The following is a 19,542-nucleotide window of genomic DNA, read 5'->3' as shown; positions in this document are numbered from 1 at the left end:
CCCCCCCCCCCCCCCCCCCCCCCCCCCCCGGCGCGCCGCGGCGCCGCGCGGGGGGCGGCCGGGGCGCGCCCCCCCCCCCCCCCCCCCCCGCGCCCCCCCCCCCCCCCCCCCCCCCCGGGGGTGGTCGAGGCTCTTCTACTCGGCAGCCTTACCGAAGTAGTCGGCGCCACCAACGTATTCGGTGTGTCCGGATTCGACGTCTGCGGTGGCCATCTTGGCTACCTCAGCCGCAAATTCCTCCACTGAGTACAGCTTGCCCGCTTCGGCGCGGCGGGCTTCGATGGCTCCCGGGTTGGAGCGGTCCAGCAGGGTCGCCGTAACGGTGCCCTCGATCATGTCACCGGAAACAATCACCAGCGAGATGCCCTTGTCCGCAAGATTGGGAAGGAGGGCACGCAGTGCATCCTCGCCGGCGCGCTTGCTCTTGGCCACGGGCTCGTATTCGGGCATCGTGGGGACGGTCTCAACGAAGTGTGCCTGGTGGCTGGTGACGAAGACGACACGCGATCCTTCGGGCATGAGCGGAACAGCTGCATTGAGCATGTTGACCTGCGCGTCGCGGTTCAGCTTGAGTGCGTAACCTTCCTCCATGCCGGATTCCATACCGCCGGAGGCGTTGAGCACCAGGATATCGAGGGAACCGAACTCCTCCATGGCCGTGCTGGCGAGGGCATGGACACCTTCATCTGTGGTCAGGTCTGCGCCCACCGCAGCTGCGCGACCCCCAGCTGCCTTGATGTCCGCCACAACCTTGTTGGCGCGGGGCGCCTTCTGCCGGTAGTTCACAACGACGGCGGCGCCCTCGCCGGCGAGGATCTTGGCAACTTCGGCGCCAATTCCGCGCGATGATCCCGTGACGATGGCGGTCTTGTTATCCAGCGTTCCCATTCATGCTCCTTTTGTTCACTTCATCCAAATTCCGTGGCCTCGACTTCCATCATGCCAGCGGCAACGATGAATTCAGTTGTTGGCCTCGGACAAAAACGGGGGTGCAGCCTAGTGGGCTAGTGCCCCATGCCCAGGCCGCCATCAACCGGGATGACGGCGCCGGAGATGTAGGCGGCTTCGTCACTGGCCACCCAGCGAACTACGTCTGCTACTTCGGAGGCCTCTGCGAAGCGTCCTGCAGGTACGTTGGCCAGGTACGACTTCTGGGTTTCCTCCGGCAGTTCAGCAGTCATGTCAGTGTTGATGAAGCCCGGCGCTACTACGTTGGCTGTAATCCCCCGGCTGCCGAGTTCCCGGGTCAGCGACCTCGCAATGCCTACCATTCCGGCTTTGGAGGCGGAGTAGTTGATCTGGCCAGGCGCGCCGTAGAGGCCGGAGACGGACGAGATCAAAACCACACGTCCCTTGCGAAGGCGGATCATGCCCTTGGACGCGCGCTTGATGACGCGGAACGCCCCGGTGAGGTTCGTATCCAGGACAGAGGTGAAGTCGTCTTCGCTCATGCGCAGCAGAAGTGTGTCCTTGGTAATACCTGCATTGGCCACCAGTACTTCAACGGGGCCGTGTGCTTCTTCGACAATCTTGAAGGCAGCGTCCACGGATGCTTCGTCCGTGACATCGGCCCTGACGCCCAGGATGCCTTCAGGGAGGTCTGTTTCACTGCGGTAGGTGACGGCGACCTTGTCTCCGTTGGCAAGGAACGATTCGGCAATGGCGAGGCCGATGCCGCGGTTGCCTCCGGTGATGAGGACGCTGCGGCCGGTGGATACTGCTTCAGACATACTTTCGCTCCGAAATTCTGCGGCACACGCTTGCCGCTTTGAAGAGGGATTTTCCTGTCTCGATCTTATCCGCCGCCCGCTGGAACCCGTGGGTAGCCATCACGTTGCGCGGTTTGGGTCGCTACGGCCTTGGTGAGAGAATTGATAAAGGCCTTTGGAGCGTGATGATTCAGTTGTGACACGAGAAAACAGTCCCCTGCAGCAAGTGCCCGGGGAGCCGGATGCTGTTTCCGGCGACCCCGAAGTCCACAGCATCACGGATGCGGCTGCTGCGCACTCTGAAGACATGCGTGAGCGCATGATCAAGTATGCGGTGGCCATGGGCATCCGCATGGTCTGCATAGTCCTCATTTTCGTGGTGGATGGCTGGTTCAAGATCATTGCCATCGCGGGGGCGGTGTTCCTTCCGTGGATCGCCGTGGTCATCGCCAACGGCAACGACAAGGCCGAGGATCACAGCGAGTCCTTGCTGGACTACGTTGCAGTCCCTGAAATCGAACGTTCCACCGAGCCTGAAGAAGAACCGTCGGACGCGCCCACTGTGCTCCAGGGAGAGCTGGTGGATGAAGAACAACCGACCAAACAAGAGGGCCCATCGACGGGTCATGCAAGCGAAGCCGGGCAATCCGGCGATGAACGGGCGGCCTCATGAACATTTTTAGTCTTGCTGGCCCAGGTGGGGCCGGCCAGGAGTCCGCACGGGCCACCGGCCCCGCGCTCTGCTCCCGCAAGGGCTGCCAATCCCATGCCCAGTGGCAACTCTTGTGGAACAATCCCCGCATCCACACCCCCGAGCGGCGCAAAGTGTGGCTTTCTTGTGGAGACCACCGTGAGTGGCTGGAGGACTATCTGCAAACGCGCAGCCTTTGGAAGGAAACCGTACCCTTCACGGAGGCCGATGCCGCGGCGAACGAGGCCGGCTGAATGTACCGTTTCCTCTTCTCCAGCAAATGGCTGGGGTACTTCGTTCTGGCTGTCATCTTCGCTACGGCATGCGTGTTTCTGGGCCGCTGGCAGATGGACCGCAGGGCCGAAACGCTGGCAGAAATCAATCGCGTGGTCAGCAATTACTCCGCCACTCCCATCCCCTACGCAGAGATCAAGAACCAGTTCGACACCCTGGATCCTGAACGGGAATGGACGCAGGTTCAGCTCCGTGGCAGCTACGACCTCGATGGCCAGCGGGTTGTGCGTAACCGGCCGTTGAACGGGCAGCCAGGCTACGACGTCGTGGTTCCCTTCCGCCTGACCACAGGCGAAGCAGTGGTGATTGACCGTGGGTGGCTGCCGATTGGCAACAACACTCCCGGCCGTCCCGACGTCGTTCCGGCACCCCCTTCGGGCGAGGTCACGGTGATAGCCCGGCTCAAGCCCGCCGAACCCAAGTTGGACCGCGGCGCAGTAGACGGGCAGCTCGCTTCGATCGACTTGGCCAGTTTCTCCAGCGAACTTCCCTACCCCATAGCCACTGGTGCGTACGGGCAACTCGCCAGTGAAGATCCAGCCGTGCAGCCGATGCCAACGCCGTTCCCCAAGCCGGCCACCGAGGAGGGAACGCACCTCTCCTATTCCCTGCAATGGTTCGCCTTCGGCGTCCTGATGTTCATCGGTTTCGGTTATGCCGCACGGCAACAGGCCCGCAATGCGGCTATTGACGCCGAAGACGAAGAGGACGAGCAGATAATAGCCGCCGGTGGTACGCCGAAGAAGCGCACCCCTGCTCCGCGGAAGAACAAGCGCGCCACGTCCGAAGAAGAGGAAGACGCAATCCTGGATGCTCAAGGCTACTGATACGAGACCTGATCCCGTCGCCAATGTAAGGTCCGCTTTGACGGCAGCCGGCGCTCAGGACACGGTTCGGATTTTCGCGGACAAAGTTCCGACGGCGGCCGCCGCTGCGACAGTCCTGGGGTGCGGGGTGGCGGCAATCACCAACAGCCTGATCTTCGAGCTCGACGGCGCACCACTGCTCATCCTTGCAAGCGGCGCTGCCAGGGTAGATACATCGTTGGTGGCAAATCAACTGGGTTCCGGCAGAATTCGCCGGGCGAAGCCGGATTTCGTCCTGGAGCACACGGGCCAGGAAGTAGGAGGAGTAGCGCCAGTTGGCCACCCCCGGAAACTCCGGACCATCCTGGACACGTCGCTCCAGGAACACCCTGTCCTCTGGGCCGGAGCCGGAGACCACAACTCCATGTTCTCCATCAGTTACGAAGAACTAAGGGCTATCACCAACGCTGAAGAACTCCAGGTCCGATAGCCGCTGGCGGCCCGCCCCAGGCTTACGCCAGCGTGATCAGGTCCAGGTAGTCTTCGTTCCAGTGGTCCTCCACGCCGTCCGGGAGCAGTACAACGCGCTCCGGGTTCAGCGCTGACACAGCACCTTCGTCGTGGCTGACCATGACGACGGCGCCGCTGTAGTTCTTGAGGGCACCCAGGATTTCCGCGCGGCTGGCGGGGTCCAGGTTGTTGGTGGGCTCATCAAGGAGCAGGACGTTCGCGCTGGAGGCCACGATGGTGGCTAGGGCCAAACGGGTCTTCTCGCCGCCGGAGAGGACGCCTGCAGGCTTGTCGACGTCGTCACCGGAGAAGAGGAATGAGCCAAGGATTCCCCGGACCTCCGCATCTTTCATGTCCGGCGCAGAGGAACGCATGTTCTCCAGGACCGTGCGGTCGACGTCGAGGGTCTCATGCTCCTGGGCGTAGTAGCCCACCTTGAGGCCATGACCGGGGATGATGTCCCCGGTATCGGGCTTGTCGACGCCGGCCAGCATGCGCAGCAACGTGGTCTTACCGGCACCGTTAAGGCCGAGGATTACCACCTTGGAGCCACGGTCGATTGCCAGGTCCACATCCGTGAAGATTTCCAGCGAGCCGTAGGACTTGCTGAGGCCTTCCGCGGTCAGCGGGGTCTTGCCGCAGGGTGAAGGATCCGGGAAGCGCAACGCGGCCACGCGGTCGTTCTCGCGCACGGCCTCCAGGCCGCTCAGGAGCCGTTCAGCACGCTTGGCCATGTTCTGGGCGGCCACTGCCTTGGTGGCCTTGGCCCGCATCTTGTTCGCCTGGTCGATCAGGACCTGGGCCTTCTTTTCGGCGTTGGCACGCTCGCGCTTCCTGGCACGCTCGTCCGTTTCGCGCTGGAGCACGTAGCGCTTCCAGTCCATGTTGTAGTAGTCGATCTGGGCGCGGTTGGCGTCCAGCAAGTAAACCTTGTTCACCGTCGCTTCGAGAAGTTCGGTGTCGTGGCTGATCACGATCAAGCCACCCTGGTGGTTCTTCAGGAAGTCACGAAGCCAGGTGATGGAGTCGGCGTCGAGGTGGTTGGTTGGTTCGTCGAGGAGCAGCGTCTCCGCATCGGAGTACAGGATGCGGGCCAGTTCCACACGCCGGCGCTGGCCACCGGAAAGGGTCTTCAGCGGCTGGTTGAGTAGCCGGTCCGGCAGTGCAAGGTTGGAGGAGATTGCGGCGGCTTCAGCTTCGGCAGCGTAACCCCCGCCAGCCAGGAATTCTGCTTCAAGGCGGTCGTAGCGGTTCATGGCTTTGCGCTGAACGGCTGCGTCATCGCTGGCCATGTCATCGTGGGCCTTCTTGAGCTTGCCGACCACGACGTCCAACCCGCGTGCGGAAAGGATGCGGTCGCGGGCGAGTTGCTCCATGTCCGGCGTCCGGGGATCCTGCGGCAGGTAGCCGATCTCGCCGCTGCGGGTCACTTTACCCCCGGCCGGAAGGCCTTCACCCGCGAGGACCCGGGTGAGGGTGGTCTTACCGGCGCCGTTGCGGCCGACGAGTCCGATCTTGTCCCCTTTGTCCACCCTGAAGTTAACCTGGTCCATGAGCAGGCGTGCGCCGGCGCGGAGTTCGAGGTCCTGGACGGTAATCAATTCGGGTGATGCCTTTCAATGGGGAACGCGCGCGGGGACCGGTGGGTCCGTTAATTGCGGCGGAGTGTGGCTGTGAGAACAGCCTGTTCAAGTCTACCGGCACCCCGGCCGCAGGCTGACATCGACCCAAAAACGGTAAAACTGTGCCACCCGCCAAAGAACTACCCGCCAGCGTTGTGGAAAGGCTCCAAAAACCCGGTCCTGCGGCATCCGTATTCTCAAGAACAGGGGGAGAAAGCTCCGCATTCATCGCATCGCACCTGATTGGACCCGTCATGAGCCAAACCAACGCTGCCGTTGGGCAGCACAACCCGACTTCCCGCAAACGCTGGACTGCCACCGACCTCGGGCTCATCGCGGTCTTCGCGGCCCTCGTGGCGGCCTCCTCGATTGTCCCTGGCATTCCTGTGGGTGCCCTTGGCGTGCCCATCACACTGGTGACATTGACGGTGATGCTGAGCGGACTGGTGCTGGGCGCTGGACGTGGCTTCGCCGCCGTCGGGTTGTACGTGCTTTTGGGCCTGGCGGGGCTGCCCATCTTCAGCGGTGGCCGCAGCGGATTGGGCATCTTGGCGACTCCGTCAGCCGGCTACATCATTGCGTTCCCCCTGGCGGCCGCCGCGACGGGCTACCTTGCAGCGGTGGTCATCCGCCGGACTGTCAAGTTCCGTGCCCTATGGTTGTTTGCTGCGACCATGGTGAGCAGCCTAGTCATCGTCCACGGACTCGGCGTCCTTGGCATGATGGTCAACGCCCGGTTGGATTTCAGCAAGGCGTTCCTGGCTGACCTTCCCTTCGTCCCCGGCGATATCATTAAGAACGTCCTGGCCGTGATCATCGCCATGGCGATCCATAAGGCCTTCCCGGATGTCCTGGTACGTCGGGTCAAGTAAAGCGGGAACCATCACTCCATGAACTCCATCAGTTTCAGCAGGGTCTCGGTGCGCGTCGCTGTCGATGGCAGCGAGACGCCCAAAACCCTGCTGCACGATTGTTCCCTGGACCTGCCCGAGCGCCGCATCGGCGTCATCGGTGCCAACGGATCGGGGAAGTCCACCCTGTTGCGGCTCCTGAATGGTTTGGTGCAACCGAGCGGTGGAACTGTCCTGGTCCATGGCGATGACACAGTGTCGGCCGTCCGCAGGGTCCGAAGCAATGTAGGTTTCGTCTTCACCGATCCCCTGTCCCAGTTGGTCATGCCCACCGGGCGGGAAGACGTTGAGCTTTCCCTGCGCCGGTCCATAAAGAACTCCAAGGAGCGGGCTGCGCGTGCAGACGCCGTCCTGGATCGCTTCGGGCTCCTGCATGTGGCCGATCAAAGCATCTACGAACTCTCCGGTGGTGAACGGCAGCTACTGGCCCTTGCCGCAGTCCTGGCCGTCAATCCCAAAGTATTGGTCCTCGACGAACCATCCACGCTGCTGGATCTCCGCAACCGCGAACTCCTGCGGCGAACCGTGGCCGGACTCGACCAGCAGGTCATTATGTCTACCCACGACTTGGACCTCGCCCTCGATATGGACCGCGTTCTGGTGGTCGAGTCAGGACGCATAGTATTCGACGGCGACGCGGCAGCCGGCGTTGCCCATTACCGTGCCTTGTGCGCAACTGCGTTGGACGACCTACCGCTCGGAAAGGCGCCCCAGTGAGGGGCCATGGCTTCCTGATCGCCAATTATGTCCCCGGAGACTCGATCGTCCACCGCACTCCCCTCTGGCTGAAATTCGTCGTGGTGGCCGCCTGTGGAGCGGCATCCTTCCTGATAGTGGACTGGATCATCTCCCTGCTGGTCTTCGCCGTCATGTGCGGCTTGTTCCTGCTGACCGGCGCAGGCCCGCGAAGGTTGGTCAGGGCCATCTGGCTGGTGGCGCCCATCGTGCTTATCATCGGGCTCTTCCAGTGGTGGCAACTCGGCGGTCCCACGGCTGCGCGCATCGTTCTGAACGTGCTGGTGTGCGTTGTGGCGGCCTCAGTGCTGACGGCCACTACTCCGGTGCAGGACCTGCTGGACGGAGTGGCTGCCCTTGCCAAGCCATTCCGCCGTTTTGGTGCCGACCCTGAACGCTTTGCCTTGACCATCGCAGTGATGCTCAGGAGCATTCCCTTCATAGCCGGCGCCTTTTCAGACGTGAGGGACTCAGCTCGTGCGCGGGGACTGGAGCGCAATCCCAGGGCGCTCATCCTGCCGGTCTTCATCACTACCGTGGCATACGCCAGGCAGACCGGCGATGCGTTGGCTGCACGGGGTTTGGGTGAGCCGGATGACGCTGCTTTCGGAAACTAGAGCCGCGAGTACTGCATCAGCGCCGCAGTTCCCATGCCACCGGCAATGCTGATCATCGCCAAAGCCAGGGGGCTGTCGCCCTGCCTGGCGTAGCGGCTGCGTGCCTGGGCAAGCAACCGGGTCACCAGGACAGCCCCGGATGCGCCGAAGCCGTGCCCCAAGGCCAGGGCGCCTCCCTCGAGGTTTGCCCTCTCCGGGTTGATGCCCAGGTGGTTCAGGCATGCAATGGTCTGTGAAGCGAAAGCCTCGTTGAACTCGACCAAGTCCACGCTGTTGGCGGCCACGGATTGACTCGTCAGGAGACGGTGCGCTGCGTGTGCGGCGCCGATACCGAGGAGCTGCGGATCCACACCCGTGGTGTCGCAGCCGAGCACCAACAAGCCGTCAGTCGCGCCCATGGCGCGTGCACGCTTCAGGGACGTGATGACGACGGCGGATGCAGCGTCCGCGTCGAAGCATGAGTTTGCTGCCGTGACCGTGCCGCCGGGTACGAACGCAGCGGGGAATCTCGCCATGGTTGACGCAGCAAGCGACGCCCGGGGTCCGTCGTCGGAATCCACCACTGTTCCATTGGCTTCGATCGGCACGATCTCGCCCGCAAACCTACCGTCTTTGGCAGTCCGAACTGCGCGTTGATGGCTGCGGAGCGCGTATTCATCCTGTTGCTGTCTCGTCACGGCGTATTCGCGGGCCACATTCTCGGCGGCAACACCCATGTCCGGATCGCCAAACTGCGGTGGCACGAAGTTGGCACGGGAGTAGAAGTCCAGTTCGCCGTCGCCGTTCCGGTTGGCCCTGGCCGGTGCGGTGCTGATGCTTTCCACACCGCCGACGAGATACAGCGGATCTCCGCCGGCCGCCACCAGCCTGGATGCCAAAGCGATCGCGTCCAGGCCTGAGCCGCATTGCCGGTCCACAGTGAGACCGGGCACGGAGAGGGGCATCCCGGCCTGGAGTGCGGCGTACCTGGCCACATTTCCGCCGCCGCCCACAGCGTTCCCCATGATGACGTCGTCCACTTCCGCCGGATCCACGGCGAGGGATTCCAGCAGCGCCCCCAATACCGGTGCAAGGAGATCAGGCGCGCGGAGATGCTTCAAACGGCCGTTTGCCCGGCAAATAGGTGATCGAAGGGACGCGACGATCACTGGCAGACGGGATTCGTCAGCTACTCCCCCGGCTGCGCTGCCATCGCTACCCAAGAGGCTGGGCCCTGGGGTCGTGGTTCTTGACCCAGTCAAGGAGGACCTTCCTGCTGACCTTGCCGCGGTCCGTCATCGGCAGCTCCGACAACATGTAGTACTGCAACGGCCGTTTGTCCCGTGCCAGTAACCCGTCCAGGCCGCTGCGAAGTTGGGTGGCGGTGACCGCACCGTAGGAAGGCACGACGCCGGCAATCACCTTCTGGCCGCGAATATCGTCAGGCGCACCAGCAGCGACGGCAACATCTATGCCGGGCACGGAAGCCACTGCCAGTTCCACTTCGTGGGGGTAGACGTTTTTTCCCGAAGTGATGATCATGTCGGAACGGCGGCCAAGAATGTGGAGGACGCCATTCTCAAGGAATCCTTGGTCGCCTACGGTGTACCACCCGTCCAGGCACCGGAGGGCTTGTCCATCGTCGCCCCAAAGGTAACCGTTGCTGACCATCCCGCTGCGGACACTGATGTTGCCGTGCCCGCCATCGGGAAGAGCCTGGCCTGCGTCGTCGAGAATGCACAATTCCACACCCGGGAAGGGCAAGCCGATGCCGGTGCCCCCGGCGTCCAATGGTTCACCAGCGGCCAGCCGGGTACCGGAGACAAAGCTAAGTTCGGAGGCGCCGTAGTACTCGTAGATAGCCGCGCGTGGGGCCCACCGCCTGGCGGCCTCCAACGTCCGGGCATCCAGTTTGGAGCCGGCGCACACGATACTGCGGATACCCGATGCATCGACGTCGCCGGCCAACCCCCGCTCGCTGAGCAATCGCAGCATCGTTGGCGCCACCACGAGGCGGGTGATGCCGTCGTGGCTGATGGCGGCATGTGCGTCTCCGACGTCGAACGATTCCAGCGTATGGAAAGCAGCACCCGCGTAGAGGCACTCGGAGAGGGCGTAGAGGTTGAGGCTGGCGGAAAGGGGACCCGGTGCCAACGTGCGGTCATCCTGTGAGAGGCCGAAGAATTCGATGGACGCCTCGAACGACACCTGCCAGGAGCGGCGGGAGCGGGTGAAAGCCTTCGGAACAGAGGTAGTGCCGGAGGTCAGGCCGATGAGGAAAGTAGTGGAGGGATCTCCGTCCACCAGCTCCGTATCTGATGCCGCCCCCTGCCCAACGATGCGCGACGCTACTTCGTCGATCATGGGCGCCGGCCATTCCGGGTCCAGCACCGCACAACGACGGTCCCCGGCCACCGCCGCCACGTATCGCTCAATGAAGCGGTTGGAGTTTGGTTCTGCGAGAACGGTCATGTCCGCCGCGTCGCCGATCAAGGTCGCTGCGGCGTCACGGAGTCCCGCCCAGGTGAGCCGGCTGCTGCCCACAACGACGGCGGTGTCGTGGGGGCGCTCATCGGCCCAGAGCTGAAGTTTGTCCAGGAAAGGCATCCAAACAATTTTACGGCAGTGTCCGGCACCGGGCACCAAAAGTGACGTCTATTCTGACTGTATGAGTTTCAATGACGGGGCGCAGCTTGACCCTTCCCAGGTAGAAGACCGACGCGGTGGTGGTTTGGGCCGCGGGACCAAAATCGGCGGTGGCATTGGTGGCGGCATCGTGGTGCTTCTGCTGGTGCTGCTCGGGGTCAATCCCAATGTCCTCGGAGACCTGACCGGTGGCGGGAGCCAGCCACCCGCCGTCGACGGTGGCAGCGCCGGAGGTGTCCAGGAGTGCCAGACCGGTGCTGACGCCGACAAGCGATTGGACTGCCGGATCACAGGAACAGTCAACAGCCTCAACGCTTTCTGGCCCGGCTACCTTGCCGACTATAACGTTCAATACCCGCGGCCCAAGACCGTGATCTTCAGCGAAGCTACGAACACCGGTTGCGGTGCGGCCACCAGCGCCGTTGGACCGTTCTACTGCCCGGCGGACACCACTGCCTACTTCGACCCTGGCTTCTTCGACGAATTGGTGACCCGGTTCGGCTCCTCGGGTGGCCCCCTGGCACAGGAGTACGTTGTGGCACACGAATTCGGGCACCATATCCAGAACATCCTTGGAAATTTGGACCTAGCCCAGCAGGACCCGCAAGGCCCGCAGTCCGGTGCGGTGCGGGTGGAACTTCAGGCTGATTGCTACGCGGGATTGTGGGTTCGCCACGCTACTACGCAGACGGACGCCAGTGGAAAGCCGTTCCTGGATCCGCTGACTGAACAAGACTTGCAGGACGCGCTCTCGGCCGCGTCCGCCGTTGGGGATGACCGCATCCAGGAGGCGGCTACAGGCCGGGTGTCACCTGAATCATGGACGCACGGTTCCAGCGAGCAACGGCAGAAATGGTTCTACCAGGGGTACACCACAGGCGACATCAACAAGTGCGACACCTTCGCAGTAGCCGCGCCATAAGGTTCTGTAGGACCCTTCGGGCTTTAACCGAAAATGGTTCCGGGCACTGAGCCCGGAACCATTTTCATATGCCCGCTCGCTTCGAGCGAAAAACTGCCGATCAGATGTTGAAGCCGAGGGCCCGCATCTGGTCCTTGCCGTCGTCGGTGATCCGCTCGGGACCCCATGGCGGCATCCATACCCAGTTCAGGCGCCAATCGTCCACGACTCCGTCGAGGGACTTGCCAACCTGCTCTTCAAGCACGTCCGTCAGCGGGCAGGCCGCCGTGGTCAGTGTCATGTCAATCAGGAGGGCACCGTCGTCATCGGAGTACTTGAGTCCGTAGAGAAGGCCCAAGTCCACGATGTTGACGCCGAGTTCCGGGTCAATCACGTCCTTGAGCGCTTCCTCGACGTCCTCGAGGCTGGTACGCGCCACATTGATGTCGGTCATGGAACGATCCTAACTAGGCCTGTACAGCCGGAGCAACGGCAACGCCGGCCCCTGGAGCGTAGCGGTCGTAGCCTTCGTCTTCAAGGCGGTCGGCGAGCTCGGGGCCGCCTTCTTCAACAACCTTGCCGTCAACAAACACGTGGACGAAGTCCGGCTTGATGTAGCGCAGGATGCGGGTGTAGTGGGTGATGAGCAGGGTGCCCATGTTGCCCTCTTCGTGTGCACGGTTGACGCCCTCGGAAACAACCTTCAGCGCGTCCACGTCAAGGCCGGAGTCGGTCTCGTCCAGGATGGCGAACTTCGGCTTGAAGAGTTCCAGCTGAAGGATTTCGACACGCTTCTTCTCGCCACCGGAAAAGCCTTCGTTGACGTTGCGCTGAGCGAAGTCGGCGTCGATGCGAAGCTGCTGCATGGCGGCCTTGACGTCCTTGGTCCAGGTACGCAGGGCCGGCGCTTCGCCGTCGATCGCGGTCTTGGCGGTGCGGAGGAAGTTGGTCATGGTGACGCCGGGAACTTCAACCGGGTACTGCATGGCCAGGAAGACGCCTGCACGGGCGCGCTCGTCGACGCTCATTTCCAGCACATCTTCGCCGTCCAGCGTGATGGTGCCGCTGGTGACGTTGTAGCGCGGGTGACCGGCGATGGTGGAGGCAAGGGTGGACTTGCCCGAGCCGTTGGGACCCATGATGGCGTGCGTTTCACCGGTCTTGATGGTGAGGCTGACGCCCTTCAGGATCTCCTTGGTGCCCTGCTCCGTCTCGATGCTGACGTGCAGGTCCTTGATTTCAAGAGTTGACATGCTCTTCTTTCTTTCCGTTCGTAAGTCTGGCGGTACTGGGCGCTCAGTAGTTGTCTACCGAGGCGCCGTTCACAACGTTGGTCACGTCCACGTAAACGTCGTCTCCATCGATGGTGACGGCGAAAACCGGGACGGGGTCATAAGCAGGCAGCTGGAGCGGCTGACCGCTGCGGAGGTCGAACTGGGAACCATGTCCCCAGCATTCGATCGCGCAACCTTCAACCTCACCCTCGGACAACGAGATGTCCGCATGCGAGCAGGTATCGGCGATGGCGTGGATATCGCCCATCGAATCCTTGACGATGGCTACGGGGTAGTCATCGATCAGGACGCGCAGCGCTTGCTTGACCTGGATGTCATTGGCACTGCATACCAGTTCGCCCTTGGTTTCTTCACTCATTGTTACCCTGCCTGGCCTGTCTTAGTTGTCGGTCGCGGCGAGTTCGCGCTCAACAGCTGCGGTCAGGCGCTCTTCGATTGCCGGAACCTTGATCTGCTGGATGATCTCGTTGAGGAAGCCTCGGACCACCAGGCGGCGGGCGACCTTCTCCGGGATGCCACGGGCCATGAGGTAGAACAGGTGCTCGTCATCAAAACGGCCGGTGGCGCTGGCGTGGCCCGCACCCTCGATCAAGCCGGTCTCGATTTCGAGGTTCGGAACGGAATCCGCGCGGGCGCCGTCCGTGAGGACCAGGTTGCGGTTGGCCTCGTAGGTGTCGGTGCCTTCTGCTTCCTTGCGGATCAGGACGTCGCCAACCCACACGCTGTGGGCATTGCGGCCCTGGAGGGCGCCCTTGTAGAGGACGCGCGACTTGCAGTTGGCCACGGCATGGTCAACGAAGAGCCGCTGCTCCAAGTGCTGTCCGGCGTCGGCGAAGTACAGGCCGAACATTTCGACGTCGGCACCGGGAGCCGTGAAGCGCGTTGAGGGCGTGACACGAACGAGGTCGCCGCCAAGGCTGACCACGATGTGCTTGAACTTGGCATCGCGGCCGATCTTTGCCTGCTGCGATGACGCGTGGACGGCGTTGTCGGCCCATTCCTGAAGGGAGACAACCGTCAGTTCAGCACCGTCTTCGACGATGATCTCCACGTTCTCCGAAACAACTGCGGTGCCCTGGTGGTCCAGGACCACGACGGACTTGGAGAAGCGCTCTGCCACGATCACGATGTGCTGGGCGGAAGGTGCTTCGCCGGCGCCGGTGATCAGGACGGAAACTTCACTCCCGGCCTGCAGTTCGGCGGGCACGGTGATCACGGTGGCCTCGGCGAAATTCTCCCAGGCGTTGGCGGACACGAGGTCCTCCGGGATGGCTGCCTGGCCAATGCGCTGGTCGTCGCGGCCAACGGTTTCAACAACGACGCCGGCCGGTGCCGTGACGTTGACAGCCGGAGCTGCACCGTTGAGGACTTCGGTGTGGAGGCCGCGCAGGCGCTTGAGCGGTGTGAACCGCCAATCTTCCTCAAGGCCATTCAGCGGTTTGAAGTCGGCCAGCTTGTACGACGTGAGGCGGCCCGCGCGCGAGCTGTCCGGGATGCCAACGCCGCCACCGTGCGAGTGGCTCTTGGCCGAAGCCCCGGCGAGGGGACCAGCGGAAGGCTGCTCCGACGTCGTGCTGGTGTTCGTGCCGGTGTTAACGGGCGAGAGGTTCTCGCCTTCCTCGGTGAAGCCGTTGATAAACGGCTGGGCCGAGGGCGCGCCGATGCGCGCCTTTTCAGTAGTGATATCAGTCATTGTTAACCGACGGACCCTTCCATCTGCAGTTCAATCAGGCGGTTCAGCTCAAGAGCGTATTCCATGGGCAATTCACGGGCGATCGGCTCGATGAAGCCGCGCACGATCATGGCCATGGCCTCGTCCTCAGGCATGCCGCGGGACATCAGATAGAAGAGCTGCTCTTCGCTGACGCGTGAAACGGTGGCCTCGTGGCCCATGACGACGTCGTCCTCGCGGATGTCGATGTACGGGTACGTGTCCGAACGGGAAATGGTGTCCACCAGGAGGGCGTCACAACGGACCGTGTTGGCCGAGTGCTTGGCGCCCTCGCGGACCTGGACCAAGCCGCGGTATGCAGCACGGCCGCCACCGCGGGCCACGGACTTGGAAATGATGGAACTCTTGGTGTTCGGAGCAATGTGCACCATCTTGGAACCGGTGTCCTGGTGCTGGCCCTCGCCGGCGAAGGCGATGGACAGGGTCTCACCCTTGGCGTGCTCGCCAACGAGGTAGACGGCCGGGTACTTCATGGTCACCTTGGAGCCGATGTTGCCATCGATCCACTCCATGGTTGCGCCTTCTTCGCAGATGGCGCGCTTGGTAACCAGGTTGTATACGTTGGTGGACCAGTTCTGGATGGTGGTGTAGCGGACGCGGGCGCCCTTCTTCACGATGATCTCCACAACTGCAGAGTGCAGGGAGTCCGAGGTGTAGATCGGAGCCGTGCAGCCTTCGATGTAGTGAACGTAGGAGTCCTCATCAGCGATGATGAGCGTGCGCTCAAACTGGCCCATGTTCTCCGTGTTGATACGGAAGTACGCCTGCAGCGGGATATCCACGTGCACGCCCTTGGGCACGTACACGAAGGAACCGCCGGACCACACGGCCGTGTTCAACGAGGCAAACTTGTTGTCGCCCACGGGAATGATGGTGCCGAAGTACTCCTGGAAGATCTCCGGGTGTTCGCGCAGGGCGGTGTCGGTGTCCAGGAAGATGACGCCCTGGGCTTCGAGGTCCTCACGGATCTGGTGGTAGACGACCTCGGACTCGTACTGGGCTGCGACACCCGATACCAGGCGGCTGCGCTCAGCTTCGGGGATGCCCAGCTTCTCGTAGGTGTTCCGGATGTCTTCCGGAAGGTCTTCCCACGTTGCGGCCTGCTTCTCCGTGGAACGCACGAAGTATTTGATGTTGTCGAAGTCGATGCCGGAGAGGTCTGCACCCCAGGTAGGCATCGGCTTGCGGTCGAAGTACTTCAGGCCCTTAAGCCGCAGATCGAGCATCCATTCGGGCTCGTTCTTCTTCGAGGAGATGTCGCGGACAACCTCCTCGTTGAGGCCACGACGGGCATTTGCGCCTACGTCGTTCTTGTCGGCCCAGCCGTACTCGTAGTTTCCGATACCGTGCAGTTCGGGATTCTTCTCCAGAATCTCCGAGATCACAGTGCCTTCGGCTACCGCTTTCTCTGCTATTTGGTCCGTCATCACGGCCTTTCTTGCTGGTTGTTTGATTCCTGGTACGGGTTCCCGGACTGCTCTGCGACATCTGGGGATGCCGTGGCAGCCAGGCGCCCGGTAGGTATGTGGGTGGTGCAAACATGTCCGCCCTGCGCGAGCGTGGAAAGGCGTCGGACATCGACGCCCACCAGGCGGGAGAAAACCTTGGTCTCGGTGTCGCAGAAGACGGGGAACTCCGCTGCCAGCCGCTGGATGGGACAGTGACCCTGGCACAGCTGGACACTGGACAGCGCGGCAGGCAACGGGGCCTTGGCTTCGATGGAATGGGCCGATGCAACGAAGCGATCGCGGCTCAGGGCTTTTGAGAGCGCCATGGCCCGGGCAGTGATGTCATCACCGGCGGCCTCGACCTCGGGAGCGTAGCGCCGTTCCATGTCGGAGAAGCGCTCCTCCGCGTACTGGCGGACTGCGTCTTCACCGGCAAGTTCCTGGAGGCGCCGGAGTGCGGAGCTGGCAATATTCAAGTAGTCGTCGCCCAGCGTGGATTGTCCTTGGGAACTCAGGACATACCGGCGTGCGGGGCGTCCCGCGCCGGAACCGGCCTTCGCCACGCGCTTGACCTCGATTACGCCGCTGCGTTCCAAATGGTCGAGGTGGCGGCGAACGGCAGCCGGCGTAAAACCAAGAAGGTCACCGAGCTCCGCGGCACTCACCGGGCCGTTTTCGAGAACAGCACTCAGGACGCGGTCCCGGGTGCGGTCATCGGCGTCCGGCAGCGCAGGAGAAGCAACTAATGCCTCTGCCGCTGCAGCATGCCGCTTTGAGGGCATGGAAACTGGACTGCTCATGGAATACACAACACAATCATGTCGTAATTTGTTTCCTGCATCCAGTAAGGCAAGGCTGACTTGGCTGCGTGCCAAGTGTGACCGTACTACTTCACGTAGAATACTCTGGTGCGATCACCCGAATCCCCTGTCCTCACCATAGACGGACTCATTAAGGATGTAGGCCCTTTGGCCTCCCTTGACGGCAAAATGCTCCGGGTTGTCAGCGGACTGTCCCTGGTGGCCGAGCGCGGCCAGATCACTGCCCTGTTGGGCGCAAACGGTGCCGGTAAAACCACCACCCTCGAATGCGCCCAGGGTTTGCAAAAGCGCACGGCCGGGAGCATCTCCCTTCTTGGCGCGGACCCGGACACGGCCGGTGCTGAGCTGAGGTCCCGAGTCGGCGTGATGCTTCAGGACGGTGGCCTGCCGCCGTCGGCCCGTCCTATCCCCCTGTTGCGGCACGTCGCCGGCATGTACCAAAACCCCATGGATGTTGACGCCTTGGTGGAACGGCTGGGAATCGGCCAGTTCAGCCGCACCAACGTCCGCCGACTGTCCGGCGGCCAAAAGCAACGCCTGGCACTGGCAGCTGCGCTAGTGGGCAATCCCGAAATCCTTTTCCTCGACGAGCCCAGTGCCGGACTTGATCCTCAATCGCGCCAGATGGTTTTCGAGCTGATTGCAGAACTTCGCGACGCCGGGATGGGGATCGTCCTGACTACCCACCTGATGGACGACGCCGAGCGGTTGGCGGACTACGTTTACATCATCGATGGTGGTCATAACGTGGTGGAAGGAACAGTCGCCGAACTGCTGCGGCATGATCATTCCGGTGACACCGCAGTGACCGACCGGACCCTTTACTTCGACGCTCCAGGCGGGCTCGACTTCGCTGGTGCCGTTGGTGCAGGCCTTCACATAACGGAGACGCGCCCCGGCAGCTACTCCGTCACAGGTGGGATCACGCCGAAGGACCTTGCAGCACTTACTGCGTGGTGGGCGGAACGGAACATCATGCCGGGCTCGCTGCGCCTGGAAGCCCGCAGCCTTGAAGACGTGTTCCTGGACATTTCCGGAAGGGACCTTCGATGAGCAATCTCCTCTCCCCCAACGCCGGCCCGGCATCGCTGCCGCGCCGGATCATCCAGCAGGGTCGCTACGAGACCATCACCATGCTGCGGAATGGCGAGCAACTCATTCTCGCCATTGTCCTGCCGTTGATGGCGCTGGTGGGTCTCGTGGTCACTCCGCTTCTGGACGGTCTGGGTGGATCCCGTATTGACGTGGCCACCCCTGGGATTCTTGCTCTGTGCGCCATGTCTACAGCCTTCACCGGCCAAGGCATTGCCACCGGCTTTGATCGCCGGTACGGAGTACTCCGCTTCTTATCGACAACCCCGCTTGGCAGGGGCGGTCTCATTACCGGAAAGATTCTCGCTGTCCTCGTAGTCCTCTGCCTCCAGGTACTGGTGGTGGGCGCCATCGCCGGCCTGTTGGGATGGCAACCACGGCCGGAGGCATGGCTTCCCGGGCTCGTGCTGTTGGTTCTCGGCGCTGCCGCCTTCACCGCGCTGGGCCTGCTCGTTGCTGGCACGGTCCGGCCGGAAGCCACCTTGGCGATCACCAACTTGCTCTGGATACTGCTCGGTGCCCTGGGTGGAATCGTGGTGCCCGCTGAACGGCTGCCCGCCGTGCTGCAAGCCATTGTCCATTTCCTTCCATCCGGAGCATTGGGCCAAGCACTCCGGGATGCCTTCCTTCTGGGGGCTTTTCCCTTGCCTGCGGCTCTTATCCTCCTGCTCTGGACTGTACTGGCCGGCGCCGCGGCCATTCGATGGTTCAAGTGGAACTAACCAACCTGGTACCACCCAACCCCGGCACCACCAAACAACGCAGAACTGAGAAGTGAGTAAACTGTGAGTACGGCATCGCGCCTCCCGAAAACCGTCCAGCGTTGGACATCGAAGCTGCCCACCGAAGTGAATAAGGCGGTACGCCGGCTGGCGCTGTTGTCACTCATCGGGCAGACCGTCCTTGTGGTAACCGGTGGCGCTGTACGTCTCACGGCGTCGGGCCTGGGCTGCCCCACTTGGCCGCGATGCACCAACGATTCGCTGGTTAACACTCCGGAGATGGGCATTCACGGGTTCATTGAATTCGGCAACCGCATGCTCACCTTCGCCCTCGCCGCCGTTGCCGCACTCATGTTGGTGTACTTGTGGAACCTCCGCAAGGAACGCCGCGACCTCTTCCTGCTGGCCTTGGGCCTCCTTGCCAGCATCCCCGCCCAGGCAGTTATCGGTGGAATCACTGTGCTGTCCAACCTCAACCCGTGGGTTGTTGGACTGCACTTCCTCGTGTCCATGGCCTTGGTTGTCTTCGCCACGCTGCTGGTCAACAGGGCCTACGGCCGTGCCGGTCGCTTCATGAACCGCACGCTGGCTTCCCTCCCTGCCGTTGCGCGCCCCGTGACGATGGCCGTTGCTGTTTTCTCGGCACTGTCTGTGATGCTGGGTGTCGTTGTGACCGGGGCCGGACCCCATGCAGGCGATGCTGATGCTCCACGCAACGACCTGGACTGGGACCTTTTCTCGCACATCCACGCCGTTCCCGCCTACCTCATCACCGCCGGAACCCTGTTTGCTGTGTACCTGGTGATCCGCCACAAGATCGCCGGTCCGTTCGGAACTGCTACATACCTGTTGCTGGGCGTGACATTGCTCCAGGCTGCCATCGGATTCACCCAGTACTACAACGGAATTCCCGCACTCTTGGTCGGTGCGCACATGTTCGGGGCAGCAGTCCTCATGAGTGCAGCCACCAATGCCGCCGATCTTGCAAAGCACAGCCCGGTCCGTTAATAG

General features: G+C 62.5%; 22 protein-coding genes. 11 read left to right on the top strand and 11 right to left on the bottom strand.

Annotated elements, in window-relative coordinates:
• Positions 1-135: 135 nt before the first annotated feature.
• Both LN996_RS17295 and fabG read right to left on the bottom strand, forming a co-directional pair.
• The gene (locus LN996_RS17295; protein WP_231341641.1) at positions 136-888 is read right to left on the bottom strand and encodes an SDR family oxidoreductase; all 753 of its coding nucleotides are present in this window, start codon (positions 886-888) and stop codon (positions 136-138) included.
• Positions 889-1,004: 116 nt separating this feature from the next.
• On the bottom strand, positions 1,005-1,730 hold the full coding sequence (gene fabG, locus LN996_RS17290; protein ID WP_231341640.1) for a 3-oxoacyl-ACP reductase FabG: 726 nt from the start codon (positions 1,728-1,730) through the stop codon (positions 1,005-1,007).
• Positions 1,731-1,884: 154 nt separating this feature from the next.
• On the opposite strand from fabG, the gene LN996_RS17285 reads away from it, so the two are divergent.
• The 4 genes from LN996_RS17285 to LN996_RS17270 are packed head-to-tail and all read left to right on the top strand — an operon-like array spanning position 1,885 to position 3,990.
• On the top strand, positions 1,885-2,382 hold the full coding sequence (locus LN996_RS17285) for a DUF3099 domain-containing protein (RefSeq protein WP_231341639.1): 498 nt from the start codon (positions 1,885-1,887) through the stop codon (positions 2,380-2,382).
• On the top strand, positions 2,379-2,654 hold the full coding sequence (locus LN996_RS17280; RefSeq protein WP_231341638.1) for a hypothetical protein: 276 nt from the start codon (positions 2,379-2,381) through the stop codon (positions 2,652-2,654). Before LN996_RS17285 ends, LN996_RS17280 begins: the two co-directional genes overlap by 4 nt.
• Positions 2,655-3,521, top strand: a complete 867-nt coding sequence (locus LN996_RS17275) for an SURF1 family protein (RefSeq protein ID WP_231341637.1) — start codon at positions 2,655-2,657, stop codon at positions 3,519-3,521.
• Positions 3,505-3,990 (top strand): YbaK/EbsC family protein, encoded by a 486-nt coding sequence (locus LN996_RS17270; RefSeq protein WP_231341636.1) that lies wholly within the window; start codon positions 3,505-3,507, stop codon positions 3,988-3,990. The genes LN996_RS17275 and LN996_RS17270 overlap by 17 nt, the downstream gene beginning before the upstream one ends.
• A gap of 22 nt (positions 3,991-4,012) precedes the next feature.
• On the opposite strand, the gene LN996_RS17265 is transcribed toward LN996_RS17270, so the two are convergent.
• On the bottom strand, positions 4,013-5,611 hold the full coding sequence (locus LN996_RS17265; RefSeq protein ID WP_231341635.1) for an ABC-F family ATP-binding cassette domain-containing protein: 1,599 nt from the start codon (positions 5,609-5,611) through the stop codon (positions 4,013-4,015).
• 275 nt (positions 5,612-5,886) lie between these two features.
• Here LN996_RS17265 and LN996_RS17260 point away from each other — a divergent pair, with 275 nt between their 5' ends.
• The 3 genes from LN996_RS17260 to LN996_RS17250 are packed head-to-tail and all read left to right on the top strand — an operon-like array spanning position 5,887 to position 7,895.
• Positions 5,887-6,504, top strand: coding sequence for a biotin transporter BioY (locus tag LN996_RS17260; RefSeq protein WP_231341634.1), 618 nt, complete (start codon positions 5,887-5,889; stop codon positions 6,502-6,504).
• A gap of 18 nt (positions 6,505-6,522) precedes the next feature.
• Positions 6,523-7,260, top strand: a complete 738-nt coding sequence (locus LN996_RS17255; RefSeq protein WP_231341633.1) for an energy-coupling factor ABC transporter ATP-binding protein — start codon at positions 6,523-6,525, stop codon at positions 7,258-7,260.
• Positions 7,257-7,895 (top strand): energy-coupling factor transporter transmembrane protein EcfT, encoded by a 639-nt coding sequence (locus tag LN996_RS17250; protein WP_231341632.1) that lies wholly within the window; start codon positions 7,257-7,259, stop codon positions 7,893-7,895. Before LN996_RS17255 ends, LN996_RS17250 begins: the two co-directional genes overlap by 4 nt.
• On the opposite strand, the gene LN996_RS17245 is transcribed toward LN996_RS17250, so the two are convergent.
• Entirely contained in the window at positions 7,892-9,097 is a 1,206-nt protein-coding gene (locus tag LN996_RS17245) for a thiolase family protein (protein WP_269215793.1), read from the bottom strand. The genes LN996_RS17250 and LN996_RS17245 overlap by 4 nt on opposite strands.
• Positions 9,090-10,481 carry a class I adenylate-forming enzyme family protein gene (locus LN996_RS17240; RefSeq protein ID WP_231341630.1) on the bottom strand — a complete coding sequence of 464 codons (1,392 nt, stop codon included), beginning with the start codon at positions 10,479-10,481 and terminating at the stop codon, positions 9,090-9,092. Before LN996_RS17240 ends, LN996_RS17245 begins: the two co-directional genes overlap by 8 nt.
• Before the next feature lie 61 nt (positions 10,482-10,542).
• Between LN996_RS17240 and LN996_RS17235 the strand changes: the two genes are divergently transcribed.
• Complete coding sequence (locus LN996_RS17235; RefSeq protein ID WP_231341629.1) at positions 10,543-11,442, top strand: neutral zinc metallopeptidase; 900 nt, start codon at positions 10,543-10,545, stop codon at positions 11,440-11,442.
• Positions 11,443-11,542: 100 nt separating this feature from the next.
• Here the strand turns inward: LN996_RS17235 and LN996_RS17230 are convergent, their stop codons facing one another.
• Genes LN996_RS17230 through LN996_RS17205 form a run of 6 tightly spaced genes read right to left on the bottom strand, consistent with a single transcriptional unit; the run spans position 11,543 to position 16,696 of the window.
• On the bottom strand, positions 11,543-11,875 hold the full coding sequence (locus tag LN996_RS17230; protein ID WP_159699704.1) for a metal-sulfur cluster assembly factor: 333 nt from the start codon (positions 11,873-11,875) through the stop codon (positions 11,543-11,545).
• Positions 11,876-11,888: 13 nt separating this feature from the next.
• Entirely contained in the window at positions 11,889-12,674 is a 786-nt protein-coding gene (gene sufC, locus LN996_RS17225) for a Fe-S cluster assembly ATPase SufC (RefSeq protein WP_014921882.1), read from the bottom strand.
• A gap of 43 nt (positions 12,675-12,717) precedes the next feature.
• Positions 12,718-13,074, bottom strand: a complete 357-nt coding sequence (locus tag LN996_RS17220) for a non-heme iron oxygenase ferredoxin subunit (protein ID WP_159699707.1) — start codon at positions 13,072-13,074, stop codon at positions 12,718-12,720.
• A gap of 21 nt (positions 13,075-13,095) precedes the next feature.
• Positions 13,096-14,409, bottom strand: a complete 1,314-nt coding sequence (sufD, locus tag LN996_RS17215; RefSeq protein ID WP_231341628.1) for a Fe-S cluster assembly protein SufD — start codon at positions 14,407-14,409, stop codon at positions 13,096-13,098.
• A 2-nt stretch (positions 14,410-14,411) separates the two neighbouring features.
• Positions 14,412-15,875 carry a Fe-S cluster assembly protein SufB gene (gene sufB / locus LN996_RS17210; RefSeq protein ID WP_062068692.1) on the bottom strand — a complete coding sequence of 488 codons (1,464 nt, stop codon included), beginning with the start codon at positions 15,873-15,875 and terminating at the stop codon, positions 14,412-14,414.
• Positions 15,875-16,696 (bottom strand): metalloregulator ArsR/SmtB family transcription factor, encoded by an 822-nt coding sequence (locus LN996_RS17205; protein WP_231341627.1) that lies wholly within the window; start codon positions 16,694-16,696, stop codon positions 15,875-15,877. The genes sufB and LN996_RS17205 overlap by 1 nt, the downstream gene beginning before the upstream one ends.
• Positions 16,697-16,804: 108 nt before the next feature.
• Here LN996_RS17205 and LN996_RS17200 point away from each other — a divergent pair, with 108 nt between their 5' ends.
• The 3 genes from LN996_RS17200 to LN996_RS17190 all read left to right on the top strand — a co-directional run bounded on the left by LN996_RS17200 (position 16,805) and on the right by LN996_RS17190 (position 19,539).
• Positions 16,805-17,770, top strand: a complete 966-nt coding sequence (locus tag LN996_RS17200) for an ABC transporter ATP-binding protein (RefSeq protein WP_231341626.1) — start codon at positions 16,805-16,807, stop codon at positions 17,768-17,770.
• Complete coding sequence (locus LN996_RS17195; protein ID WP_231341625.1) at positions 17,767-18,531, top strand: ABC transporter permease; 765 nt, start codon at positions 17,767-17,769, stop codon at positions 18,529-18,531. Before LN996_RS17200 ends, LN996_RS17195 begins: the two co-directional genes overlap by 4 nt.
• A gap of 63 nt (positions 18,532-18,594) precedes the next feature.
• The gene (locus LN996_RS17190; protein ID WP_231341624.1) at positions 18,595-19,539 is read left to right on the top strand and encodes a heme A synthase; all 945 of its coding nucleotides are present in this window, start codon (positions 18,595-18,597) and stop codon (positions 19,537-19,539) included.
• Positions 19,540-19,542: the final 3 nt, after the last annotated feature.

This window comes from Arthrobacter sp. AK01 (assembly GCF_021109375.1).
In the GTDB taxonomy this organism is placed as follows: Bacteria; Actinomycetota; Actinomycetes; order Actinomycetales; family Micrococcaceae; genus Arthrobacter.
This window is presented reverse-complemented; position numbering and strand designations above follow the sequence as displayed.